18 protein-coding genes are annotated in these 21494 nt (G+C 46.0%); 8 read left to right on the forward strand and 10 right to left on the reverse strand.

Annotation, left to right across the window (positions count from 1 at the left end):
• Nucleotides 1–284: 284 nt before the first annotated feature.
• Nucleotides 285–1211, reverse strand: coding sequence for a cobalamin-binding protein (locus tag RIG66_RS21145; protein ID WP_446380706.1), 927 nt, complete (start codon nucleotides 1209–1211; stop codon nucleotides 285–287).
• Between the two features lie 263 nt (nucleotides 1212–1474).
• Here RIG66_RS21145 and RIG66_RS21150 point away from each other — a divergent pair, with 263 nt between their 5' ends.
• A complete protein-coding gene (locus RIG66_RS21150; RefSeq protein WP_446380707.1) occupies nucleotides 1475–3058 on the forward strand; it encodes a B12-binding domain-containing radical SAM protein in 1584 nt (527 codons plus the stop codon).
• A gap of 478 nt (nucleotides 3059–3536) precedes the next feature.
• Here the strand turns inward: RIG66_RS21150 and RIG66_RS21155 are convergent, their stop codons facing one another.
• Nucleotides 3537–3923 (reverse strand): hypothetical protein, encoded by a 387-nt coding sequence (locus RIG66_RS21155; RefSeq protein WP_446380708.1) that lies wholly within the window; start codon nucleotides 3921–3923, stop codon nucleotides 3537–3539.
• Nucleotides 3924–4205: 282 nt separating this feature from the next.
• On the opposite strand from RIG66_RS21155, the gene RIG66_RS21160 reads away from it, so the two are divergent.
• Entirely contained in the window at nucleotides 4206–5225 is a 1020-nt protein-coding gene (locus RIG66_RS21160; protein WP_446380709.1) for an AI-2E family transporter, read from the forward strand.
• A gap of 113 nt (nucleotides 5226–5338) precedes the next feature.
• Here RIG66_RS21160 and RIG66_RS21165 read toward each other — a convergent pair whose 3' ends face one another.
• From RIG66_RS21165 to RIG66_RS21175, 3 genes are all read right to left on the reverse strand, one after another.
• Nucleotides 5339–5869, reverse strand: a complete 531-nt coding sequence (locus RIG66_RS21165; protein ID WP_446380710.1) for a shikimate kinase — start codon at nucleotides 5867–5869, stop codon at nucleotides 5339–5341.
• A 92-nt stretch (nucleotides 5870–5961) separates the two neighbouring features.
• Complete coding sequence (locus RIG66_RS21170) at nucleotides 5962–6375, reverse strand: response regulator (RefSeq protein WP_446380711.1); 414 nt, start codon at nucleotides 6373–6375, stop codon at nucleotides 5962–5964.
• A 406-nt stretch (nucleotides 6376–6781) separates the two neighbouring features.
• Nucleotides 6782–7510, reverse strand: coding sequence for a Crp/Fnr family transcriptional regulator (locus RIG66_RS21175; protein WP_446380712.1), 729 nt, complete (start codon nucleotides 7508–7510; stop codon nucleotides 6782–6784).
• Between the two features lie 156 nt (nucleotides 7511–7666).
• Between RIG66_RS21175 and RIG66_RS21180 the strand changes: the two genes are divergently transcribed.
• From RIG66_RS21180 to RIG66_RS21205, 6 genes are all read left to right on the forward strand, one after another.
• The gene (locus RIG66_RS21180; RefSeq protein WP_446380713.1) at nucleotides 7667–10105 is read left to right on the forward strand and encodes a PhoD-like phosphatase; all 2439 of its coding nucleotides are present in this window, start codon (nucleotides 7667–7669) and stop codon (nucleotides 10103–10105) included.
• A gap of 301 nt (nucleotides 10106–10406) precedes the next feature.
• Complete coding sequence (locus tag RIG66_RS21185) at nucleotides 10407–11852, forward strand: circularly permuted type 2 ATP-grasp protein (protein ID WP_446380714.1); 1446 nt, start codon at nucleotides 10407–10409, stop codon at nucleotides 11850–11852.
• A 210-nt stretch (nucleotides 11853–12062) separates the two neighbouring features.
• Nucleotides 12063–13010 (forward strand): alpha-E domain-containing protein, encoded by a 948-nt coding sequence (locus RIG66_RS21190; RefSeq protein ID WP_446380715.1) that lies wholly within the window; start codon nucleotides 12063–12065, stop codon nucleotides 13008–13010.
• Between the two features lie 62 nt (nucleotides 13011–13072).
• Nucleotides 13073–13984, forward strand: coding sequence for a transglutaminase family protein (locus RIG66_RS21195; protein WP_446380716.1), 912 nt, complete (start codon nucleotides 13073–13075; stop codon nucleotides 13982–13984).
• 24 nt (nucleotides 13985–14008) lie between these two features.
• Complete coding sequence (locus RIG66_RS21200) at nucleotides 14009–15499, forward strand: TldD/PmbA family protein (protein ID WP_446380717.1); 1491 nt, start codon at nucleotides 14009–14011, stop codon at nucleotides 15497–15499.
• Between the two features lie 115 nt (nucleotides 15500–15614).
• Nucleotides 15615–15863 (forward strand): DUF2281 domain-containing protein, encoded by a 249-nt coding sequence (locus tag RIG66_RS21205; protein ID WP_446380718.1) that lies wholly within the window; start codon nucleotides 15615–15617, stop codon nucleotides 15861–15863.
• Between the two features lie 235 nt (nucleotides 15864–16098).
• Here the strand turns inward: RIG66_RS21205 and RIG66_RS21210 are convergent, their stop codons facing one another.
• The 5 genes from RIG66_RS21210 to RIG66_RS21230 form a co-directional block, all read right to left on the reverse strand.
• Nucleotides 16099–17235 (reverse strand): AI-2E family transporter, encoded by a 1137-nt coding sequence (locus tag RIG66_RS21210; protein ID WP_446380719.1) that lies wholly within the window; start codon nucleotides 17233–17235, stop codon nucleotides 16099–16101.
• A gap of 191 nt (nucleotides 17236–17426) precedes the next feature.
• Nucleotides 17427–18200, reverse strand: coding sequence for a uroporphyrinogen-III C-methyltransferase (gene cobA, locus RIG66_RS21215; RefSeq protein ID WP_446380720.1), 774 nt, complete (start codon nucleotides 18198–18200; stop codon nucleotides 17427–17429).
• Nucleotides 18201–18947: 747 nt separating this feature from the next.
• Nucleotides 18948–19163 carry a hypothetical protein gene (locus RIG66_RS21220; RefSeq protein WP_446380721.1) on the reverse strand — a complete coding sequence of 72 codons (216 nt, stop codon included), beginning with the start codon at nucleotides 19161–19163 and terminating at the stop codon, nucleotides 18948–18950.
• 62 nt (nucleotides 19164–19225) lie between these two features.
• Nucleotides 19226–19786 carry a hypothetical protein gene (locus RIG66_RS21225; protein WP_446380729.1) on the reverse strand — a complete coding sequence of 187 codons (561 nt, stop codon included), beginning with the start codon at nucleotides 19784–19786 and terminating at the stop codon, nucleotides 19226–19228.
• Nucleotides 19758–21452 (reverse strand): GTPase, encoded by a 1695-nt coding sequence (locus RIG66_RS21230; protein ID WP_446380722.1) that lies wholly within the window; start codon nucleotides 21450–21452, stop codon nucleotides 19758–19760. The genes RIG66_RS21225 and RIG66_RS21230 overlap by 29 nt, the downstream gene beginning before the upstream one ends.
• Between the last annotated feature and the right edge of the window lie 42 nt (nucleotides 21453–21494).

The following is a 21494-nucleotide window of genomic DNA, read 5'->3' on the forward strand; positions in this document are numbered from 1 at the left end:
CGGTGGGGGGGGGGCGGGGGGGGGGGGGGGGGTGTGGGCGGCGGGGGGGGCGGGGGGGGGGGGGGGGGGGGGGGGGGGGGGGGGGGGGGGGGGGGGGGGGGGGGGGGGGGGCGGGGGGGGGGGGGGGGGGGGGGGGCGGGGGGGGGGGGGGGGGGGGGGGGGGCGGGGGGGGCGCGGGGGGCGGGTTTTGAACCAACGTTATCATCAATAGCTGGCGCGAAGTCCCTAAACCCGCCCCTACAAATCAGGTTCCCTTGAAGGAAGCGAAGGGTCAACACTCAACACTAAAAAATTTCCCAAGCCTTTCCGCGATACCCAAAATTAAATGATTCTGGATGCAGGATTTCTGCCAAAATTTCTAACGAATCCACTAATCGGGGTCCGGGACGATTAAAATAAGCATTGCCATCGGTAATATAGACTCTCTTATTTCGTACCGCCTGTAACTCTGACCATTCTGGACGCTGAGTTAACTGCTGGGTTTCCTGACGGGTTCGCTCTAAATCGAAACCACAGGGCATAATAATCATCACTTGGGGGTCAGTTTTCAGCAGTGCATCCCATTCTAAGTACGGCGAATGCTTCCCCAAGGCGGCAAATAAGTGATGACCCCCAGCCATATCGACTAATTCGGGAATCCAGTTACCGCTAGCCATTAACGGATCAGTCCATTCGATCGCGGCAACTGTGGGTTGATTGGCGAGGGAGAGGTTCTGTGTCATTTGCTGAATGGTGTCCACACGAGATTGGAGTTGATTCAGCAAGGGTTGCGCGTCTACGCCTAATGTAGCCGCTACTCGTTCAATATCTGCCCACACCTCGCTTAATTGATTCGGCTGCAAGGAAATCACTTTCGGCTGACTGTGGGTGAGTTCAGCAACCGCTTTCTCGACTTCTGGAAAATTCACCGCACAGACATCACATTGATCTTGAGTAACAATGTGGGTGGGTTGTAATTGTTCCAGGATATCGGTTTTAATTTGGTAGATGCTCAGGGCGTCCTTGACTAAGCGACGCACATCCCGGTCAATTTGGGCGCTGGGTTTTTCGGCATTCAGTCGCGCTTCGGTACAAATGGGGCGGCTTTGGATGTCGGGAGGATAGTCGCATTCGTGCGATCGCCCGACAATTGCATCGGTTAAGCCTAAGGCGGCGACTATTTCGGTGGCGCTGGGGAGTAGGGAGACTATTTTTAGGTCAGAGGTTGGCATGATGGAGTGAAGATTATATTTTTTCAACGCAGAGGTACGCAGAGGGGTACGCAGAGGGGCGCAGAGGATTTGAGAGGTTTTGAGGGAAGGTTTTGTAGAATTTGAGAAACGATAAGTTATCACCTGGCAAGTTTGCTTTAGGGGGTAAAAGCACTCACTCGAAATTCATGAGGTTGGATTTGTTACTTTAACCGGATACCGGATATTTGTGCTAAAACGTGTACTATTATCCGATGCCAAATTTTAGGTAATTTAGTTCTAATATGAAAGCATTGCTCGTCTATCCCCTCTTTCCCAAGACATTCTGGTCTTATGAAAAAATATTAGAATTAGTCGATCGCAAAGTTTTGCTGCCTCCTTTAGGGTTGGTCACTGTTGCGGCTATTTTACCACAGACGTGGGAATTTAAACTGGTGGATCGCAATATCCGAGCCGTCACCGAAGCGGAATGGGAATGGGCGGATATTGTGATTCTTTCAGCGATGATTGTCCAAAAAGGGGATTTACTGGCACAAATCCGGGAAGCCAAACGGCGAGGGAAACGGGTGGCTTGTGGGGGTCCTTTCCCCACCTCTGTTCCCGATGGGGTGCAGGAAGCGGGGGCTGATTACCTGATCTTAGACGAAGGCGAAATTACGTTACCCCTGTTTGTCGAGGCGATTCAACGGGGAGATGAGACAGGCATATTCCGTTCCAATGGGCAAAAACCGGATGTGACAACCACGCCAATTCCTCGGTTTGATTTATTGGAATTGGATGCTTATGATTCAATGTCGGTGCAATTCTCGCGCGGTTGTCCGTTTCAATGTGAATTTTGCGATATTATTGTCCTCTATGGACGCAAGCCCCGGACGAAAACACCCGCCCAGTTATTGGCAGAATTAGACTATCTCTATGAACTGGGATGGCGGCGGGGTGTGTTTATGGTTGATGATAATTTCATTGGCAATAAGCGGAATGTCAAGTTATTGCTGAAAGAATTAAAAGTTTGGCAAGAAGCACACCAGTATCCTTTCCGATTTAATACCGAAGCCTCAGTTGACTTGGCACAAGACCCCGAACTGATGCAATTAATGGTCGAGTGCTATTTTGATGCCGTGTTTCTGGGAATTGAAACACCCGATGAGGATAGTTTACAGTTGACCAAGAAATTCCAAAATACCCGCAGTTCGTTGGCTGAATCCGTGGATATTATTACTGCGGCAGGATTGCGGGTGATTGCTGGTTTTATTGTCGGTTTTGATGGCGAAAAATCTGGTGCGGGTTCGCGGATTGTCCGGTTTGCTGAACAGACAGGAATTCCGACTACAACCTTTGCTATGTTGCAAGCTTTACCGAATACAGCATTGTGGCATCGGTTAGATAAGGAGGGGCGACTCCGGGGCAAAGATGGCAATATTAACCAAACCACGTTAATGAATTTTATCCCCACTCGCCCTTTAGAAGAGATTGCACGGGAATATGTCGAGGCGTTTTGGCAGTTATATGAGCCGGAGCAATATTTAGATCGGGTGTATCGGTATTTCCTGAAACTCGGAGAACCCAAGTGTAAACCCCCGTTTAAATTGCCGAGTTGGGTAGATTTAAAGGCAGTGGCAATTGTGTGTTGGCGACAGGGGCTGAAACGGAAAACACGCTGGAAGTTTTGGCATCATTTATTTAGTATGATTCGGCGCAATCCAGCGGTTTGGGAGCATTATTTAATTGTTTGCGCTCACAACGAGCATTTTATGGAATATCGTCATATTGTCCGGGATCAAATTGAGGGACAGTTGGCGGAGTTTTTGGCACGGGAGGAGAAGTTAAAAGTCTATACAGAGAATCGGAAAACTCAGGTGACTGTATAACGTGATTCGAGTTAAGCTGTCATGCATTTAAATTGGGTATTAGTAGCGAGCAAGATGCTCGCACTACAAGGATTTCCCCATTATTGATATTAAGGTTTAAATGCCGAACAGCTTATCCTCCTATGTAAAGTCAGTAAACAGTGATCAGTGAACAGTGATCAATAAGCAGTGCTAAGGCGAATGGTACTGACTTAAGGTTGGTAGGTTGAGCGAAGTCGAAACCCACGATGGCGGCGTGGCACAGCTAAAATAGGGTTTTGTTTGTAGTAAGCACGAAGAGTGCTATAACGCTTAGCTGGAGAGGGCGGAAGCCCTCACTACGAACCAATTCTAATTCATCAAATAAGGTGTGCCACGCCACTACGGTATATCAAAGGTGTCGGTGATTCCCTAATGCTTATTGAGCGTGCCATTCGTGCTAAGTCGGTGACAACTGATAACTGACAACTGACAACTGATGAGGAAACTTCTTGCGAAACTAAGATAAATCTAAGTTGGTTTTATTAGCAATTTGATCCTGTACTCCCATCTTAATGTCTTGAGCTATCTTCGTGAATTTATCGAGGCTCTTGGGTTGAGACTGTACGGTATCCGCTATAGCTTGGACGCTTTGAGCAACCTCTGAGTCGGTTTTGGTGACTTCTTCTATATGTTGGGTAATGCGAGCCGCTTGATTGCCATTTAATGGCTGTTGCTCAGTTAGTTCTATCTCATTTGCCGTTGTGGGAAATCTATCTTGAAGTAGATGCCATAATTTGTGCCGTTGTTCAAGCAACTGTCCTTCGATTGGTTCACCTGTTTTTTCTACAGCGTTTGTCAGTACCAAGGTAGCAATTGCTGGTTTTGTTAGTGAAGTGGATGTCATAAAGCATTATTATTGATTAACGGTTATACCTTAGCAAAGCATACCGAGGCAAGTTTATCGTCTATGGAAAGTTAGAGTTTGAGCAATACTGACATTTCTACCACCAACATCGGGGTGCTATCACCACTCCCAGAGCCAAGTATCTCTCCTTCTGCGTAGAAGAAGCCCATAGCGCTTCTTTGCCTACAATTAAGTAGGTTGGTGGAAATTAGCGGGTGTCGGGGCTTACTGATAAACGTGCAAGATGTAAGGTTAACCTAACCCTTGAGTGGAGGCAAGTTTGTGCGTATAGGTTCATTGCTGGGATTATTCTTATTTATCCTCTCAGTTTACATTTTGTGGAAAATCAAAACGGTTATTTTGCTCGGCTTTGCTGCCGTAGTTTTTGCCACTACACTTAACCGTCTGGTGCGATTTTTGCTCCGCTTTCGGCTCAAACGCGCTTTCGCTATCGTTATATCTGTGGGGTTTTGTCTAGGATTACTGAGTGGTTTTTTTGTCCTGGTTGTTCCCCCCTTTGTTGATCAAGTTCAGCAATTGATCGATTTAGTTCCGATTGGGTTACAACAAATTCCTGACTGGGCAAACTGGGTAAGGAATTTGGTTCCCGATGGACTTTTAGAGGATATTGGCGGCTTGAATGTTTTTACTCAAAATCTGCGTTCATGGGCAACCAAACTCTTTGGCAACTTTTTTGATATATTCTATAGTTCAATTGGCGTAGTCTTGAACATGTTGTTAGTTGTGGTTGTCACCATTATGTTACTCGCCAATCCTGAACCCTACCGCCAGGGTTTTATCCTCCTCTTTCCTGCCTTTTATCGCCGCCGAATTAAGGAGATTCTCGATGAATGTGAAGATACTCTGGGAGGTTGGGCAGTCGGTATCCTCTTTAATATGACGGTAATTGCTATATTGAGTGGGCTGGGGTTATGGATTTTGCAGGTACAATTGCCCCTAGCGAATGGTTTGTTAGCGGGTATATTCACATTTATCCCCAATTTGGGTCCGACTTTAAGTGTAATTCCGCCCGTAGCATTGGCTTTACTTGATACGCCTTGGAAAGCTGTAGCGGTTGTGATTTTGTATATAGTAATTCAGCAAATTGAAAGTAATATTTTAACCCCGCTGGTTATGCAAAAACAGGTTTCTTTGCTGCCAGCGGTTACGTTGTTGTCTCAGATGGCTTTTGCTATATTTTTTGGGATCTTTGGCTTGTTCTTGGCGCTTCCCATTGTTGTCGTAGCTCAGGTTTGCTTAAAAGAAGTTTTAATCAAAGATATCCTAAACAAATGGGAATAGTTGATTCGTTATAATTTTTTGTAGGTTGGATTGAACAAAGTGAAACCCAACAGATTTACATCAAGTTTTTGTTTGTTGGGTCTCGTCCCTCGACCCAACCTACTCCTTTAATTTTATTTAAGAACTGAAGGAATTGCTGCCATTATCTGTGATGTAATGAATTCCGGTGTATCTCTTCCACTAATTGGAATGTGAAGATCGGCTTCTGCATACATAAGACGCCGTTTGTCAAGTAAATTTTGCAGGGCTGCTGTTGGATCAGTTGTTTGTAATAAGGGGCGTGTCGTATCATCTTGCAGACGCTGTATTAATAGGTCTACAGGTGCATCTAACCAGACAATTAAACCTTGGTGTAGATAACTCCAATTCATCTGTTTGAGTACAATGCCACCACCTGTAGCAACAGTTAAGTTAGTGTAAGCGGATACTTCTGACAAGACTTGAGCTTCTACCTGGCGAAATTCGTCCTCCCCCCTGTCAGCAAAAATCTGGTTAATGGTTTGTCCTGCTACTTGTTCAATCAGGAAATCTGTGTCTACAAAACGATAGCCGAGTTCTTTTGCCAATCGTTGCCCTACGGTAGTTTTACCGACACCCATCATGCCAATCAGATAGACATTGATGCCTTTTAATAAATCGTTCATCACCAAAGCCTTTCTCTCTCATCTCCTGGTTAAGACGAGTTACATTCTACCTGATTGCATCCTATACAATTACAATTTCAATGCGTCTTCGGTTATTGTGCCAATTGGGGACAAAATTTACCCTGCTCAAGGATAGCCGCGATCGCTAATAAATCATCAACCTTGAGCGGTTTCGCAATATGGCTGTCAAACCCTGTGGCTAGGGCGAGTTGGCGATATGGCTCAGTCGCTGCTACCGTCACCGCGATCGCGGTGACATGATACCCTACTTTTGTCTCTAAGCCTCTGATTTGACGGATCAGCCAATAGCCATCTTCTCCTGGCAGAAGTAGCTCACATAGTAGAATATCCGGTTGAAAATCCTCAAATACCTCTAAAGCTTCCTTAGCGCTAGTAACAGTCAGAACATTGGCTTCTTCTTGCTCAAAAATGATGCTGAGTAATTCTCTGGAATCGGCATTGTGATCTACAACTAAAATCCGCCTATTTTTGAAATTATGGTTCATTGGTGTTGCCTAGCTTTTGTTGATTCAACAGCGATCGCCTATGCTGGCAAAGATTGAATTAGACCTTTTGCTGTTCAAGCATTACACAATGAAGAGTATTCGTCGGTACGGTAGCGTACAGGGGCAGGGCTGAGGGAGCAATGTAGAGACGTAGCATGCTACGTCTGGGAGCTGGGGAAGCTGGGGAAGCAGGGGAAGCAGGGGAAGCAGGGGAAGCTGAGACGTTCCGATGAAACATCTTTTGTAGGGGCGGGTTTTACCACTAACGTTTCGTTTTCACCCTGATATAACTAAACCCGCCCCGCCCTAACCGTTTAATTATCACATAAGACAAATGACATAAGACGAATGACAAATGACGTAGCTTGCTTCTCGCGAAAGCGAGTATGACGAATGACAAATGACATCACCGATCGCCATTTGGGGGATACAGTAAGCGATCGCACTCGTGCTTGACAACCCTGTAACATTCACACGCTATAGTTTCCAGGAGTTCCCGATTGAGAATGGTAATTTTTCCTCGGTGAGAGTGAATTGCACCTGTTTCCTGAAGCTTGCCCGCCGCGACTGTCACCGTAGCCCGACGGGTTCCCAGCATATTGCCCAGAAATTCTTGAGTGAGTCGCAACTCAGAGCCAGAAATACTATCCTGAGCAGAGAGTAACCACCGAGCCAGCCGTTGTTCTAGCCGATGCTGGCGATTGCAAGCCGCCGTTTGACTTACCTGATTTAATAGGGTTTGAGTGTAGCACAGGAGCAATCGTTGCAATCTCCCCCCTCGATCAAACTCGCTTTTGAGAATCGAAGTGTCCATTTTCATCCCGGTGCCTTCGAGTTGCACAACGGCTTGGTTGATTGCTATCCCATCCGCCAGAAATACAGGAATACCAACCATTCCCTCCTTCCCTACCATGCCAACTTCAGTTGTTGAACCGTTTGTCAAGAGGGTGACTAACGAAACCATTGCCCGATTGGGAAAATAGACGTGGAGAATTGGTTCTCCAGGTTGATAAAGAATTTGTCCTAATATCAGAGAGACTTCTTCGAGGTGAGGAACGAGGCGCTGGTATTCCTGATCGGGTAGAGCCGTCAGCAGTTGATTAATCCTGATCGAATTGCTATTTAATGAGGGCATTTCAGTAGAGTATTTCCAGGGAGGTTGTCAAAAACATCTGAGTATTTTTTGGTAGTATGAAGTCTGCATGACAACTCATTCTTCACCCCTTTGGCTTTGCCCTTGATCGACGCCTACAGCGATTTTCAGCAACAACTGACACACCTGCCGCTCATTTTGGCAGGTCCCATCTTGCGGCGTACTGATCCTGATAGCGTCACGGTTTGGCTGGCATTGAAAGCGTCTAGTTCGGTCACACTTAGAGTGTATACCACTATCGACGGTCAGGGTAAAAGCATTGATCGGGAACAGTTGACTGGATCACGCGCCACTGTCGCTGTGGGCAAATACCTGCATATTGTCGCGGTAACGGCTAAACCCGTTGATGGATACTTACTTGAACCGGGACAAATTTATGCCTACGATTTGGAATTTGGCGATCGCAATCAAACCCTCAATGATGCCCTCAACGCCAGAGACGTTTTTCCCTTCATCACCGTTAGCTATTTAGACCACAATCTGCCCACATTTGCCATGCCGCCGGATGATTTAAATCATCTGCGGATCGTTCACGGTTCCTGTCGCAAAGCCCACGGGAAGGGACTAGATGCCTTACCCCTGCTGGATGGTTTAATCGAACAGTCAGCCGATCAACCTAATCATAGACCGCATCAACTCTTTTTAACCGGAGACCAAATTTACGCCGATGATGTCGCTGATCCCCTGTTAGCCGCCCTCAGCGATATCGGGAATACGTTACTCGGTTGGGAGGAAGAATTGCCCTATAAAGGTGATTTTGTCAAGGGGTATTCCTGGAAAAAAGTGAGTGAATGGAAACCGGGACAGCGCACAGAAATTGCCCGAAATTATGCTGGCTTAACGGCGATGTTGGAAAATCAACCTGAACGCTCTAAAAGCCATCTATTTAGTTTGGGTGAATATTTGGCGATGTATCTGTTGTCTTTGTCACCAATCCTGTGGGTGAATCCCTTTACCAAAGGCAAGACAAGGGGGAAAAAGTCGAAATCATGGGATGAGGAAGTTGATGCGATTCAGGACTTTTCCAGGTATTTGTGGCAAGTCAGGCGAGCGCTGGCGAATGTGCCAACTTATATGGTTTTTGATGACCACGATATTAGCGATGATTGGTATTTGAATCGGGAGTGGTGCAACCGAGTTTTAGGTAAACCTCTGGGCAGACAGATCATCCAAAATGGACTATTAGCTTATGCCTTGTGTCAGGCGTGGGGAAATACACCAGAACAGTTTACCTCGGGACAACCGGGAGAAAAATTCTTGCAAGCATTGCAACAATGGTCAGAATCAGCCGGGACAGATGCATCCGCCTGGGAAGTGATGGGACAGTATTTAGGAGTGCCTGACATTGACGCAGAAACAGGATTGCCGAAATTGAAACAGGATGGAGCGGTTTTAATTCTGAATCGGAATAATTCAGATGGTACTCCCACTTTAACCTGGCACTATAGCGTTAGGAGTTTTAAGCACGAAGTTATTGTATTAGATACGCGGACGTGGCGCGGTTTTCCCATGGGAGAGGATCAGGCGATCGCGCCGCCGATGCTATTATCCCCGACAGCTTTTGATCAGCAGATTGAAGATCCTCTGGACAAAACCGATCAGCTAAAAGCAGCGGGCAAGTCGAGGATTGAAGCCACATTAATTGTTTTACCAACCAACCTGATCCATGCGTCGTTAGTGGATATCGCCCAACGGTGGCATTGGCATCAGGGTAAAGTATTTGGTACAGATGTGGGGGATTCGTGGAACTTTCACGATGTCGCCTTTAGTAAGCTATTAACCGCGCTATTTCAGCGACGCGATCGCATCGTGTTGCTGTCGGGGGATATTCACTATGGCTACGTGGTTCGTCTCAACTATTGGTCAAATCCGCGTGGGAAACTCCAGAGACACGCAGCAGGCTACGTCTGGGAAGCTGAAGAGAGAGACAATCATAACTCGGCATCGGTGTTGGTACAGTTAACCTCCAGTTCAATCAAAAATGCTGAGTTGAAGACCTATTTAGTTCATACCAAAGTTAAATCACTGGCATTAGAACAACCGGAATATTGGGTGGGATGGCAGACACCGCCGCCACTGGTGGAAATTATCGCCACTCCCGGTAAAGTGAGAATCCAAGATGTGCCAGTCCCCAGTCAAGGACCCTTTTGGCAGCAAATCCAGGTTGCTCAAGGTAATTGGGACATCGCGTGGCAAGTCGCCCTCAAGGAGGAGCGATCGCAACCCGACTGGCGGTATCGAACAGAGTGGAGTAAACGCCAAAAAGCGGAATCTGTTCCTTGGCTGAAGCGACATCCTCAGCCAGAATCACACCAGAAGTCACCTCTATGGCGAAAGCTTTTAGTCGGTTCCCTATCATGGTTATGGCGAAATCGCTGGCTACAAGAGGGTGACGAAATTGTTGGCTGTAATAACATTAGCGTTGTCAGTTTCCAATGGTCACCGGATGATGCTAAAGCGGTGATTCAAGAGGTCTATTGGCATCCACCCTGGAAACCAACCAGTGTGGTTAAGAGTCGGTATTTTGCGCCACTGCGGTTAGAGTCGCCACCCCCATTGCCTACCATTAACAGTTAAGGCAGGCACAAGGGAGAGCTGGGGGAGCTGGGGGAGCTGGGGAAGCTGGGGAAGCAGAGGGAGCTGGGGAAGCTGGGGAAGATAGGGGAGCTGGGGAAGCTGGGGAAGCTGGGGAAGCTGGGGAAGCAGAGGGAGCTGGGGAAGCTGGGGGAGAGAAAGTTATATGCCTGAAGGGGTGATTTTCGAGAACATCTTTACCTGCACTCTGGGCAAACGGTAATATTCACTACAGTTCTAGATCCAATTTCGACCAATCTTGGAATACGTAGGGTGTACATCAAGGAGGAGGGGTGTAGTAAACGTGGCAGTACAATGGGATCTCTACAATCCAGAAGACTTCTATGATGAGCTGTTTTCAGCCAAAGGGCAGCCACGACCATCAGCCGCTGCCCTGATTCAATGGATGCAGGGATTACGCCCTGATGAACTCCAGCGACACCGGGAAACGGCTGAAGTTGCTCTGCTCAAGTTAGGCGTAACCTTCAGTGTTTATAGTGATAATCAGGGTATTGAACGAGTATTTCCCTTTGATATCATTCCCCGGATTATCTCGGCTCAGGAATGGCAAACCTTAGAGGGTGGACTCAAACAACGGATTCAAGCGCTGAACCTCTTCCTCAACGATATGTATGGGGAACAGCGTATTCTCAACGATGGTAAAATCCCCCACGAAGTTGTGTTTTCGGCAACGGGATTTCTCAAGCCTTGCATCGGCTTAAAGCCGCCCAGCGATGTCTGGTGTCACATTACCGGAACTGATTTGGTGCGCGATCGCGAGGGTCAGTGGTATGTTCTAGAAGATAACCTGCGTGTACCTTCGGGCATCTCCTACGTCCTGGAAAATCGGCGGGTGATGAAAAGTACATTCCCGGAAATCTTCCAAACCCTGGCAATTCAACCCGTGGACGATTATCCTAGCCACTTGCTAGAAACGCTGCTCAATTTAGCACCACCTCAACTTCCTGATCCTACTGTTGTTGTCCTAACTCCCGGTATTTACAATTCAGCCTACTTTGAACATTCCTTTTTAGCCCAGCAAATGGGGGTGGAACTGGTTGAAGGTCGGGATTTAGTCGTCGTGGATGGCTATTTGCAAATGCGAACGACGAAAGGATTGCGGCGCGTGGATGTGGTGTATCGTCGTGTGGATGATGACTTTTTAGATCCTCAAGTTTTTCGTCCGGATTCCCTCTTAGGTGTACCCGGATTGATGGACGTTTATCGTCAAGGGCGAGTCGCCTTAGCTAATGCACCCGGAACAGGCGTAGCGGATGATAAGGTTGTCTATGCTTATGTCCCCGAAATGATTCGTTATTACCTGGGAGAAGAACCAATCTTATCCAATGTTCCCACCTATTTATGTTGGCAAGAACAAGACCGAAATTATGTCTTGAATAATTTAGAAAACGTCGTGGTTAAGTCTGCCAATGAGTCGGGGGGGTATGGTATGTTAGTGGGTTCGAGTTCCACTGAGGTAGAACGGGCGGAGTTTGCGGAACGAATTAAAGCTAATCCTCGCAATTATATCGCCCAACCGATCCTTTGTTTGTCGCGAGTGCCAACCTTGATTGATCATCAGGTAGAAGGACGACATGTCGATTTGCGCCCTTATATTTTGCATCGGGGAGACGACATTTATGTTCATCCCGGTGGATTAACCCGTGTGGCGTTGAGAAAGGGTTCTCTGGTGGTGAATTCATCCCAAGGGGGCGGAAGTAAAGATACGTGGGTGCTGAATCACTCATGAATTACACTGTTCCAAAGCTAGTCCTTTGTTAATAACTTCCTCAACACAACAAACTCAACACCACAAAGGACAAATGACGAAGGACGAATGACAAATGACAAATGACGAATGACAAAGGACAAAGGACAAATGACAAATGACAAATGACAAAGGACAAATGACAAAGGACAAATGACAAAGGACAAATGACAAAGGACAAAGGACTAATTTATGCTAAGTCGGGTTGCTGATTCTATCTATTGGCTCAATCGCTATATCGAACGGGCAGAAAATATTGCCCGATTTGTGGATGTTAACTTAAATTCCATGCTGGATATGCCCCCAGGAGTGACTCAGCAATGGGAACCCTTGGTGATTACAACGGGGGATCGAGATGTATTCCAAGAACGCTATGGCGAGGCTACCTCGGACAATGTTATCCACTTCCTCACATTTGACTCGAACTATCCCAATTCAATTTTATCGGTACTCCAACTGGCTCGCGAGAATGCCCGTTCGGTTCGGGAAGTAATCTCCTCCGAAATGTGGGAAGAGGTTAATCAATTTTTCCTGATGGTTAAAGAGGCGTCTCAAGCAGGAACATTGGGAACATTGCCTGATTTTTTCACCCAAGTCAAACTGGCTAGCCATCGCTTTGCTGGGGTTATGGATGCCACGATGACGCACAATGAGGGGTGGCATTTTGGGCAACTGGGTAGATTATTAGAACGGGCAGATAAAACAACCCGAATTCTCGATGTGAAGTATTTTGTGTTACTTCCTTCAGTACAGTGGGTAGGAACGCCATTGGATCAAATTCAATGGATGGCACTGCTGAAATCTGCCAGTGCTTATGAGATGTATCGCAAGTCTCAGCATCGGATTACTCCTAACGGTGTCGCCGAATTTCTAATTTTAAACCGCCAGTTCCCCCGCTCAATTCACTTCTGCCTAGCGCAAGCGGAACAATCATTGCATCAAATTACTAGCACCCCCCGTGGAACCTGGTGCAACCCAGCCGAACGGGGGTTAGGGCGCTTGTGTTCTCAACTCGGATATTTGACGATAGAAGATGTTTTTGAGAATGGCTTGCATGAATTTTTAAACCAAATGCAAATCGAAATTAATCAAGTCGGTAACCAAATCTCGAAAACATTTTGTGCGGTAGAACCTGTATAGTGAGGGAGCCATGTAGAGACGTGCCATGGCACGTCTAGATGAGCAGGGGAGATTAAATTATCGTGCGTTATAAAATTTACCACACCACAACCTATACCTATAATCAGCCCGTTATTTTAAAACCCCATATCATCAGGCTACGTCCCCGCTGTGACGGGACTCAGCAACTGCATTCCTTTACATTGGAGATTGAACCCAAACCGGAGAAAATCGCTGAGATAATCGAACTTGATGGGAATGCGATCGCGAAACTTTTATTTAATACCAGTACCGAACAATTAACGATCAGCGCTACATCCGTTGTGGAAACCTGTCGAACTAATCCCGATACCATTCCACTGGAATCCTGGGCGACTCAATTACCGATTACATACCCCGACTACTGGTTCTCTCAGTTACAGCCTTATCAGCAATTTTATGACCCTACCTCCGGGAATTCGATCAAGCAATTAGCCCAGGATATTTACGATCAAGTTAATGGCGATACCGTTAACTTTGTCAAAACACTCAACCAACATCTCTACAGCCATTGTAAACCCCAATATCGGGAAAAAGGTGCGCCTCGGTCTCCCCGTAAAACCTGGGACTTAAAGCGCGGATCTTGTCGCGATTTAGCGGTACTATTCATGGACGTTTGTCGGGTGATGGGATTAGGCGCACGGTTTGTCAGTGGATATCAGGAGGGTAATCTAGAACGATCGCAACGATATCTTCATGCTTGGGTAGAGATTTACTTACCCGGTGCAGGCTGGCAAGGCTATGATCCGAATCAAGGTGTTGTTGTCACGGATCGCCATATTCCCCTCGTGGCTTGCGCTTTACCCCGTTATGCTGCCCCAATTTCCGGTGCGATCGCGACGACTAAATCGGTGGGTGAAGGGGGTAAGAAAATTGAGTCGGATATGAAGATTAATTTGTCGATTGCCAGAGATGAATATAGCGGTTTTCAGTCCGATACCATACATTTAACATAAGTCAATGGATTTTAACAATAGACGATGGTACAAGCACTCACCCCAACCACCACTGCAACGGATTTGGCTCAACTGGCGATTGATTTAATTCGTCAAGCTGGCTGTGAATACGGCGATGTCCGATTTTGCACCTACCGCCATCAAAATCTTTATGCCCGCGATCGCTCTCTGAGTCAACTCTGTGATAATGTTAGTGCTGGCTTTGGTGTGCGGGTGTTACTGGATGGGGCGTGGGGATTTGCGGCGAGTCCCTATAAAACGCCAGCAGAGGTGGAACGCCTGGTTACGTTAGCGGTGGAAATTGCCAAGGGGAGTCGCCTGTCTCAGCAAACACGGGTGCAACTGGTTCCTGTCGCCGCCTATCAGGATACCTACGTCACTCCGATGGATATTGACCCCTTTAGTATCCCGATTACTGAGAAAGCCGATTTACTGTTGCACATTAATGACCAACTGCTGAGTTATGGCAAACAGGGGATTAAAAAGGCGTATTCTTATTTACAATTTACCAAAGAAGATAAGACCTTTGCTTCGACGGAAGGTTCGCTGATTCACCAAACGCTGTATCGAACCTATCCTGGATTTGGCTGTACTGCGATCGCGAATGGAGATGCTCAAAATCGCAGCTATGAACGCCCGCCGATGAATAAGGGCTATGAGCATGTTATCCGAGCGGATTTACTTTCTCAAGTGGAACGGGTGGCGGAAGAGGCGATTGAAAAAGTCCATGCACCGAAAAGTCCCTCTGGTATTCGCACCACGCTCATTCTGAAACCGACAAACCTGTGGCTAACGATTCATGAATCCGTCGGACATCCCACAGAATTAGATCGAGTATACGGCTATGAAGCCAACTTTGCTGGCACCAGTTTCGCCACCACTGATAAATTAGGGAAACTCCAGTATGCCGCACCTTGGGTCAATTTCAAAGCCGATCGCACCCAACCTGGTGGACGCAGTACCATGGGGTATGATGACGAGGGCGTACCATCACAAGAGTGGTACGTTGTCAAGGATGGAATTTTAGTTGATTATTTAACGGATCGCGAAACCGCCTATCGATTGGGGCGAGGCAGTAGTAATGGTAGCGCCTTTGCCGATAGTTGGTCAAGTGTACCGATGGTACGCATTCCCAATCTAGGCTTAGAACCGGGAGTCGAGGGGGGAAGTCATACGGCGACATTAGCCGAAATGATTGCCGATACCGAAGATGGTATTTTAATTGATGGCATTGGCAGTTTTTCTATTGATCAGCAACGGCGCAATTTTCAGTTTGGTGGTGATGCCTTTTGGAAGGTGGAAAAGGGGAAAGTAGTAGGAATGTTAAAGGATGTCACCTATCATTCTATGACCACCGACTTCTGGAACAGTGTAGACGCGATCGGACCTAAATCTGAATGGCAACAATGCGGGACGAATTTATGCGGTAAAGGTGAACCCATGCAAATCGCCCAAATGACCCATGCTTGTGTCCCAGTGCGGGTGCGAAATATCCACATCGGCGGCGCATCTTGATCCGTCTGTAGGGGCGGGTTTGATTATTATCGTTTCTTTTGCACCAAAATGCAACTAAACCCGCCCCTACGATAGGTTAACAAAATGTATCGGGTTTGAGCAAAGGGTGCGGGGGGTGAGGGGCGGTGGCTTTATCCCAACTCATCAAGATGAACCTGATGCTTTTATGGAAACTCTTGGCGTAGAAACAGTTTATCCGAATCAGTTGCACTTGGTTAAATCGGCTCGTGAAATTATGGGAGTTCGGGAACAGTTGACAGCAGTTCTGGATACTTTATCCGATGATTTAGTTGCCGAAGTCTGTGATTTTGCCGAATTTTTACAGCAGAAACAGCAACAAAAGCAAGTTCGTAGGGGCGCATAGACGTGCGCCCTTTATTGAATGACGTGCGCCCTAATTACCAATGTGTACCCTAATTAAGGTATATTTATCCTGGAAAAATTGCTCAATCCCGTAGGGTGGGTTAGGCGGCATTTAATAGAGGCGAATAACCATTCAATGAAGTATCCAATGTATAGCAACCGCCATAGCGGTTAGGACACATCATTTATGTAGAGACGTTGCATGCAACGTCTCTACAATGGTGCTCGGCGGTTTCTTAGGGCGTAAACTCAGCCGATGGAGTCACCTCCATATTCCGGTCTTTTCTCGCCTTTCTTATCTCAAACAAAGCCTCTTTAATCACAACAGCCGTTGGTACCGCCACAATCACCCCCAATAATCCCCCCACCCGAACACCAATTAACAGAGAAATAAACACCCAAAACGGATTTAATCCCGTCACACTACCAAAAATTCTTGGCGCTAATAAATTTTCCACAAGTTGCTGAAAAACCACCGCCACTGCTAATACCTGAACCCCTAAACCAATATCTCGCAATGCTACAAGTAGCGTCACTAAAGCTATCCCCACAGAACCGCCAAAGGGAACCAGTGCCATAACTCCAATTGTAAACCCAAATAGCAAACCAAACGGAACCTTGAGTAACACAAATAGCGAAATTAACCCCGACGCCATACAAGTGGCAATAATAATCTGTCCGATAAAGTAGTTTTGGAAGCTTAAGCGTAGAGTATTCGACGCCGACTTCTGGAGTTTCGTGGGTAACCATTCAATTAAACTACGCCAGACTTCCCGACCATGCTGGAGTAAATAAAATGTGGAAATAATGGTTAATAATACATCCAGAACCTTCGTTACCGTAAACACCGCTAAATTTAAAGTTATGTTCAAGGTTTGAGAGGCAATAACTTGCAGTTGTCCCTTCAGTCGATCATTAATTTGAATAATTAAGCCATCCAGGCTAATCGGTAAACCTAAATCTTCCAGCCTGTGATCCAGCATGATAAGCTGACGCCGCCCGGAATCGAACCATTCGGGTAAACGACTCACCAATTGTTGGGCTTGAGTAAGAACTAGGGGAAATAAAGTTACACCAATCGCGAACAACAGCAATAGGGCGACTAAAAATACAAATAACGCGGCTAATCCTCGTTTAATGCCCAGAGTTTCTAACCAGCTTACCGGATAGTTCAACAAGAAGGCTAACAGCGAAGCCACTAATATTGTGACCAGTAGGGATTGGAAATAGGCGAAAATTTCCGAAAATGCCCATACATTCAACACCGCCAAGGGTGCAGCCAAGGCGATGACTAATAACCGGGATGGGGGAGTGAGGGACTCCCACCAGCGCATTAATCTGTTTTTGGGTGTGGATGACCCGGAATTGACCATCTAAGTAGGTGGGGACAATTGAAGTTAACGGTAGTGATCGTCATTCGTCATACTCGCGCAAGCGAGAAGCAAGCTACGTCCTTTGTAAGGGTTTGAGAATTATTTACCTAACTTAACATGGTTGGGTTTATTTCCACCAACCTACTTATTTCCACGGAGAAGTAATAGTCGTGAACGATTTCTCACTGATCCTAACCAAGAATTATAGGTTGGCAGGAACTCAAAATTTGCTGTAGATTAATCACATCACCAATAACCGCGATCGCAGGGGCTTCAAATCCAGTGGCGTCCACTTGCTGCACAATGGTGGCCAGAGTACCAATCAAGTAGTCTTGCTGCGGTGTGGTTCCCCAGCGAATTAAAGCCACCGGGGTGTCTGGAGAACGTCCCGCCGCGATAACTTGCGCCACGATATTGCCCAGATTATGCACCCCCATATAGATTACAATCGTTTCACTTCCCTGTGCGATCGCCTGCCAATTAACTTCAGGGCGATACTTACCCACCGCTTCGTGTCCGGTGACAAAGGTCACGGATGAACTATACTGGCGATGGGTTAAGGGAATTCCTATGTATGCAGGTGCGGCAATCCCAGAGGTGATACCCGGAACAACTTCCACCGATACACCCGCCCGGATTAAATCCTCCATTTCTTCACCGCCGCGCCCAAAAACAAAGGGATCACCCCCTTTAAGACGCACTACAACGGCATTTGTTTTGGCTTTTTCAATCAGTAACTGTGTGGTTTGTTCCTGGGGTAAGGAATGACGCCCCCGCCGTTTTCCGCCATTAATTTTTTCGGCATTGGGATTAATCATTGCCAAAATTGGCGTACTGACTAAAGCGTCGTAAATCACCACATCGGCATGTTCTAACAATGTTTTACCTTTGAGGGTAAATAATCCGGGGTCTCCAGGACCCGCGCCGACTAAATAGACTTTACCAAGATAGTTGGGTTGATTCATGATCATTCAATAAAACCATTCATTTCAATTAATTTATAGTCCATTCCCTCAAATGTCACATTCATTTAGATTGATTAATAGCACTAACTTAAGGGGTAAGAATCGAGCTTACTCGGTCAGTCATTGAACCCGTTTCAACGGGTTTTAGCTTTGAGCCGGAACTTGAGTTCCAGGCTCTCATATCTCATCCTTCATCCCTATAATCTATGGGGACTACCCAATTCATCTCGTTACTTAGGATACATAATCCGCACACAAATGACAATTTTGCATGTTAACCATGCGACATTAACATTTATCACCGGATGTTGCCTGACAAATCGGTCAGCCATCTCGCTTTTCTAAGAATACAGGTCAAAACCGTTTCTTCTTTGGTAACCCAAAATCAGCTTTAATCACCATGGCAAAAGCAGGTTATAAACGCGGATTTGGTATTATTGGTGAGGCAGGGCGGGTTTCGTTATTCAGTTAGTTCTAAATAGCTAAATTGATTCCCTAAACCCGCCCCTACGGTTGTCAATATTTTTCGTAACTAATTAATCTTATCGGGTCGCCCTGCATCCGGTATCAATAATTATCTGACACCGCGACACCGCCTACATTTAGACAAGGGCGAGTCGAGACAGGTTAATTCTAACACCGCCTACGATGAGCAGCGACTCGCCCCTACAACCAACCGCGATAATTGCCCCAATTTCTTTACGTAAAAATGAGGTAAATTATTGTATAAAAATTAATTCAACGTTATTAATCATTATGAGACACCAATAGTCCCACCTCTGAGGCTTTGCGAATAATAATTTTATCTCCGGGATTAACATTCACTATCGTAGGATTATTGTCCGCTACTAACTGTCCCACTTCCCGCGTGATTTCTAGACTCAGTTCATCAGTTTCATCTAACAACAAGGGTTGTTTTTCCTGAGTCGGATTGTTAAACGCCACACCTAAGCTGTCATGCATTTAAATTGGGTATTAGTAGCGAGCAAGATGCTCGCACTACAAGGATTTCACCATTATTGACATTAAGGTTTAAATGCCGAACAGCTTATCCCCTGACTAAATGTGCTGCGGGTTACAGAACGATAATAGCCAGTAGCGCCAAAAGGAGTAGCGACAACTACACCATCCCCAATCAGATTGGAATCAACTTCGTCTTGATTCAAACTTACCTTAAATCGGATGGCATGGATAGGGTTTTCGTTTCTCAGGAGAATATCATTCACGGCTAATAATCGACCCTTGTCATGAATCGCTTCGAGTTTAATAATCTCCTTAAACTGACTTTTTTCCGCCTGAATCATTGCCAACATCTCATCCAAGGGTTCATTATGACACTTGAAGCAAACCAGACTGTCTTTAACCAGTAACTTGGGAATTCCGGGTTTTATTCGTTCCGCTTCTAGATAAGTTCCGTCTCCTCCTACGGTAATTATAAAATCAGGAAAAGTCTCCGAATATTTAAAGCCTTGTTTCTCAACTTGGCTCTTGACCTGTTGACCCTTTTCTGGGTTTTTGGCATAAATAGAAAATGTTTTCAACTCCATGATAAGCCTTCTATCCTTCTTCCCTTCTACCTTTCTCATCACCTGTTCCCAGAAAAACCGATGAATTGGCTGTCGCTTTGCTAATATACTGCAAAATTCGCTCAAAGTCACGACGAATTTCAGCTAATTGTTTTACGTCTTTGTTAGAACCCGCGATCGCGTCTAGTTCCTGCTGACGTCTGACGCCAATCTTTTGCTCAATTTTTCGATAGGTTTGTTGTTCTACAGTCCAGAGTTGAGCATTAATTTGATTCTCTAGATGTTTAGCAATTGCCTGAAATTGACTGGTAATATAACGGATAATATCGTTCATTTGCTTTTCTCTATCTGCTGAGTATTCCCCAGTATCCGGTTCAGGTTTTTCCGAGAAAATGATCGTTGCCGAACTTAAGAAGTGGGAAATATGGATAATTGGAGTCATCGCTTCTACCGACTGCCAAGGTTTAACTTGAAACTCGGCTAAATTTTGGGGATAGTTTTCTGACATCATCTTAACGGTATCCCTAAAGGTTTTCAGCCAATGCAATTGATGATGGATGCGTTGTGCCTTTTTAGAGTTACCAGAATTGTGATTATCCTGTTTAGCCTGTTCCCACGATTCCAGTAAAATTTGCACCAGATTTCCTTTTAGTATTGTCGAGATAGTTTGGTGTAGGGATATCATCGCATGGTTTAGGATATTGGTTATTTTTTCGCCAGCTTGTTCATAATGCTTTTGGATATTCAGTTCAGTCCGCTGAGTCAATTGTTCAAAGTTCAGGTGACTACCCAAGGCTACTTGCAGGATATCGCCTTCTTGAGTAATCGCAGCAGATAGGCGCAGAATTATCCCCTGAATTTTAGTTCGCAGGCGATCGCGTTCTTGGTGTAGACTACGAGTTAGGCGGGTAAGTAGTTCTAAGAATATGGTGTCTTGGGGGGTAGTACGACTGATATGCAACTGCGCGTCATCCACACAGCTTAAAGCGATGCGAATCGGCGTATCAAAGCGAGTCAAATACCCTCGTTGTTCGACAAAGGTATCCAAGGTATCAATGAATGTGGAAAAACGACTCACGTCTCTGAGAAATTTATCCCCAGAATCGATTCCTTCACAGTAGTCCTTTGCATCGATAAAACATAAGGGAAACTCATCCAGGTTATAGGGATGTAAAGCTTCAGCTAAACTGCGGCGATAGTTCGCCATTTTTTCCCGTTCCTCACCCGCTTCCTCGGACATTTTATTAATCACCAGCATCATTTTCCAGCGATAACCTTGACGGTAGGCTAACTGCTTAAAATTTTCCACTGTTATCGCGTCAAACAGCATCGAGGTGAGACAAAAAATCAACAAATCCGCCTTCGCGATCGCACTATAGGTTATTTCATCATGATCCTGTCGTTCTGTAAAGAGTCCAGGGGTATCAATGACCTCAATTCCCTGCCAATTGTAACGGCTGATCTGATCCGTTGTAATATCGGAATGAATAGCAATATCCCGTCGCCCTGTCAACGCCGAAATTAGGGTGGATTTTCCCGCGCCATATTGTCCAACTACGACAACACTCAGCATTCCCTGATGGCGATAGGTATTAAGTTCCTGTCGTAGTTTTTGACGAATTTCAGTTAGAGGCGTGCGATTTAGTTTCGCCAGGTATTTGTCAAATTTTATACAAGCTGTCGTTAACTTAGACGCGACAACCGCTGATTTAAATTGATTCGTCATTTGTCCTTTGTCTTATGTCATTTGTCATTTGTCTTATGTCAT

Source organism: Coleofasciculus sp. E2-BRE-01 (assembly GCF_040221695.1).
GTDB lineage: Bacteria > Cyanobacteriota > Cyanobacteriia > Cyanobacteriales > Coleofasciculaceae > Coleofasciculus.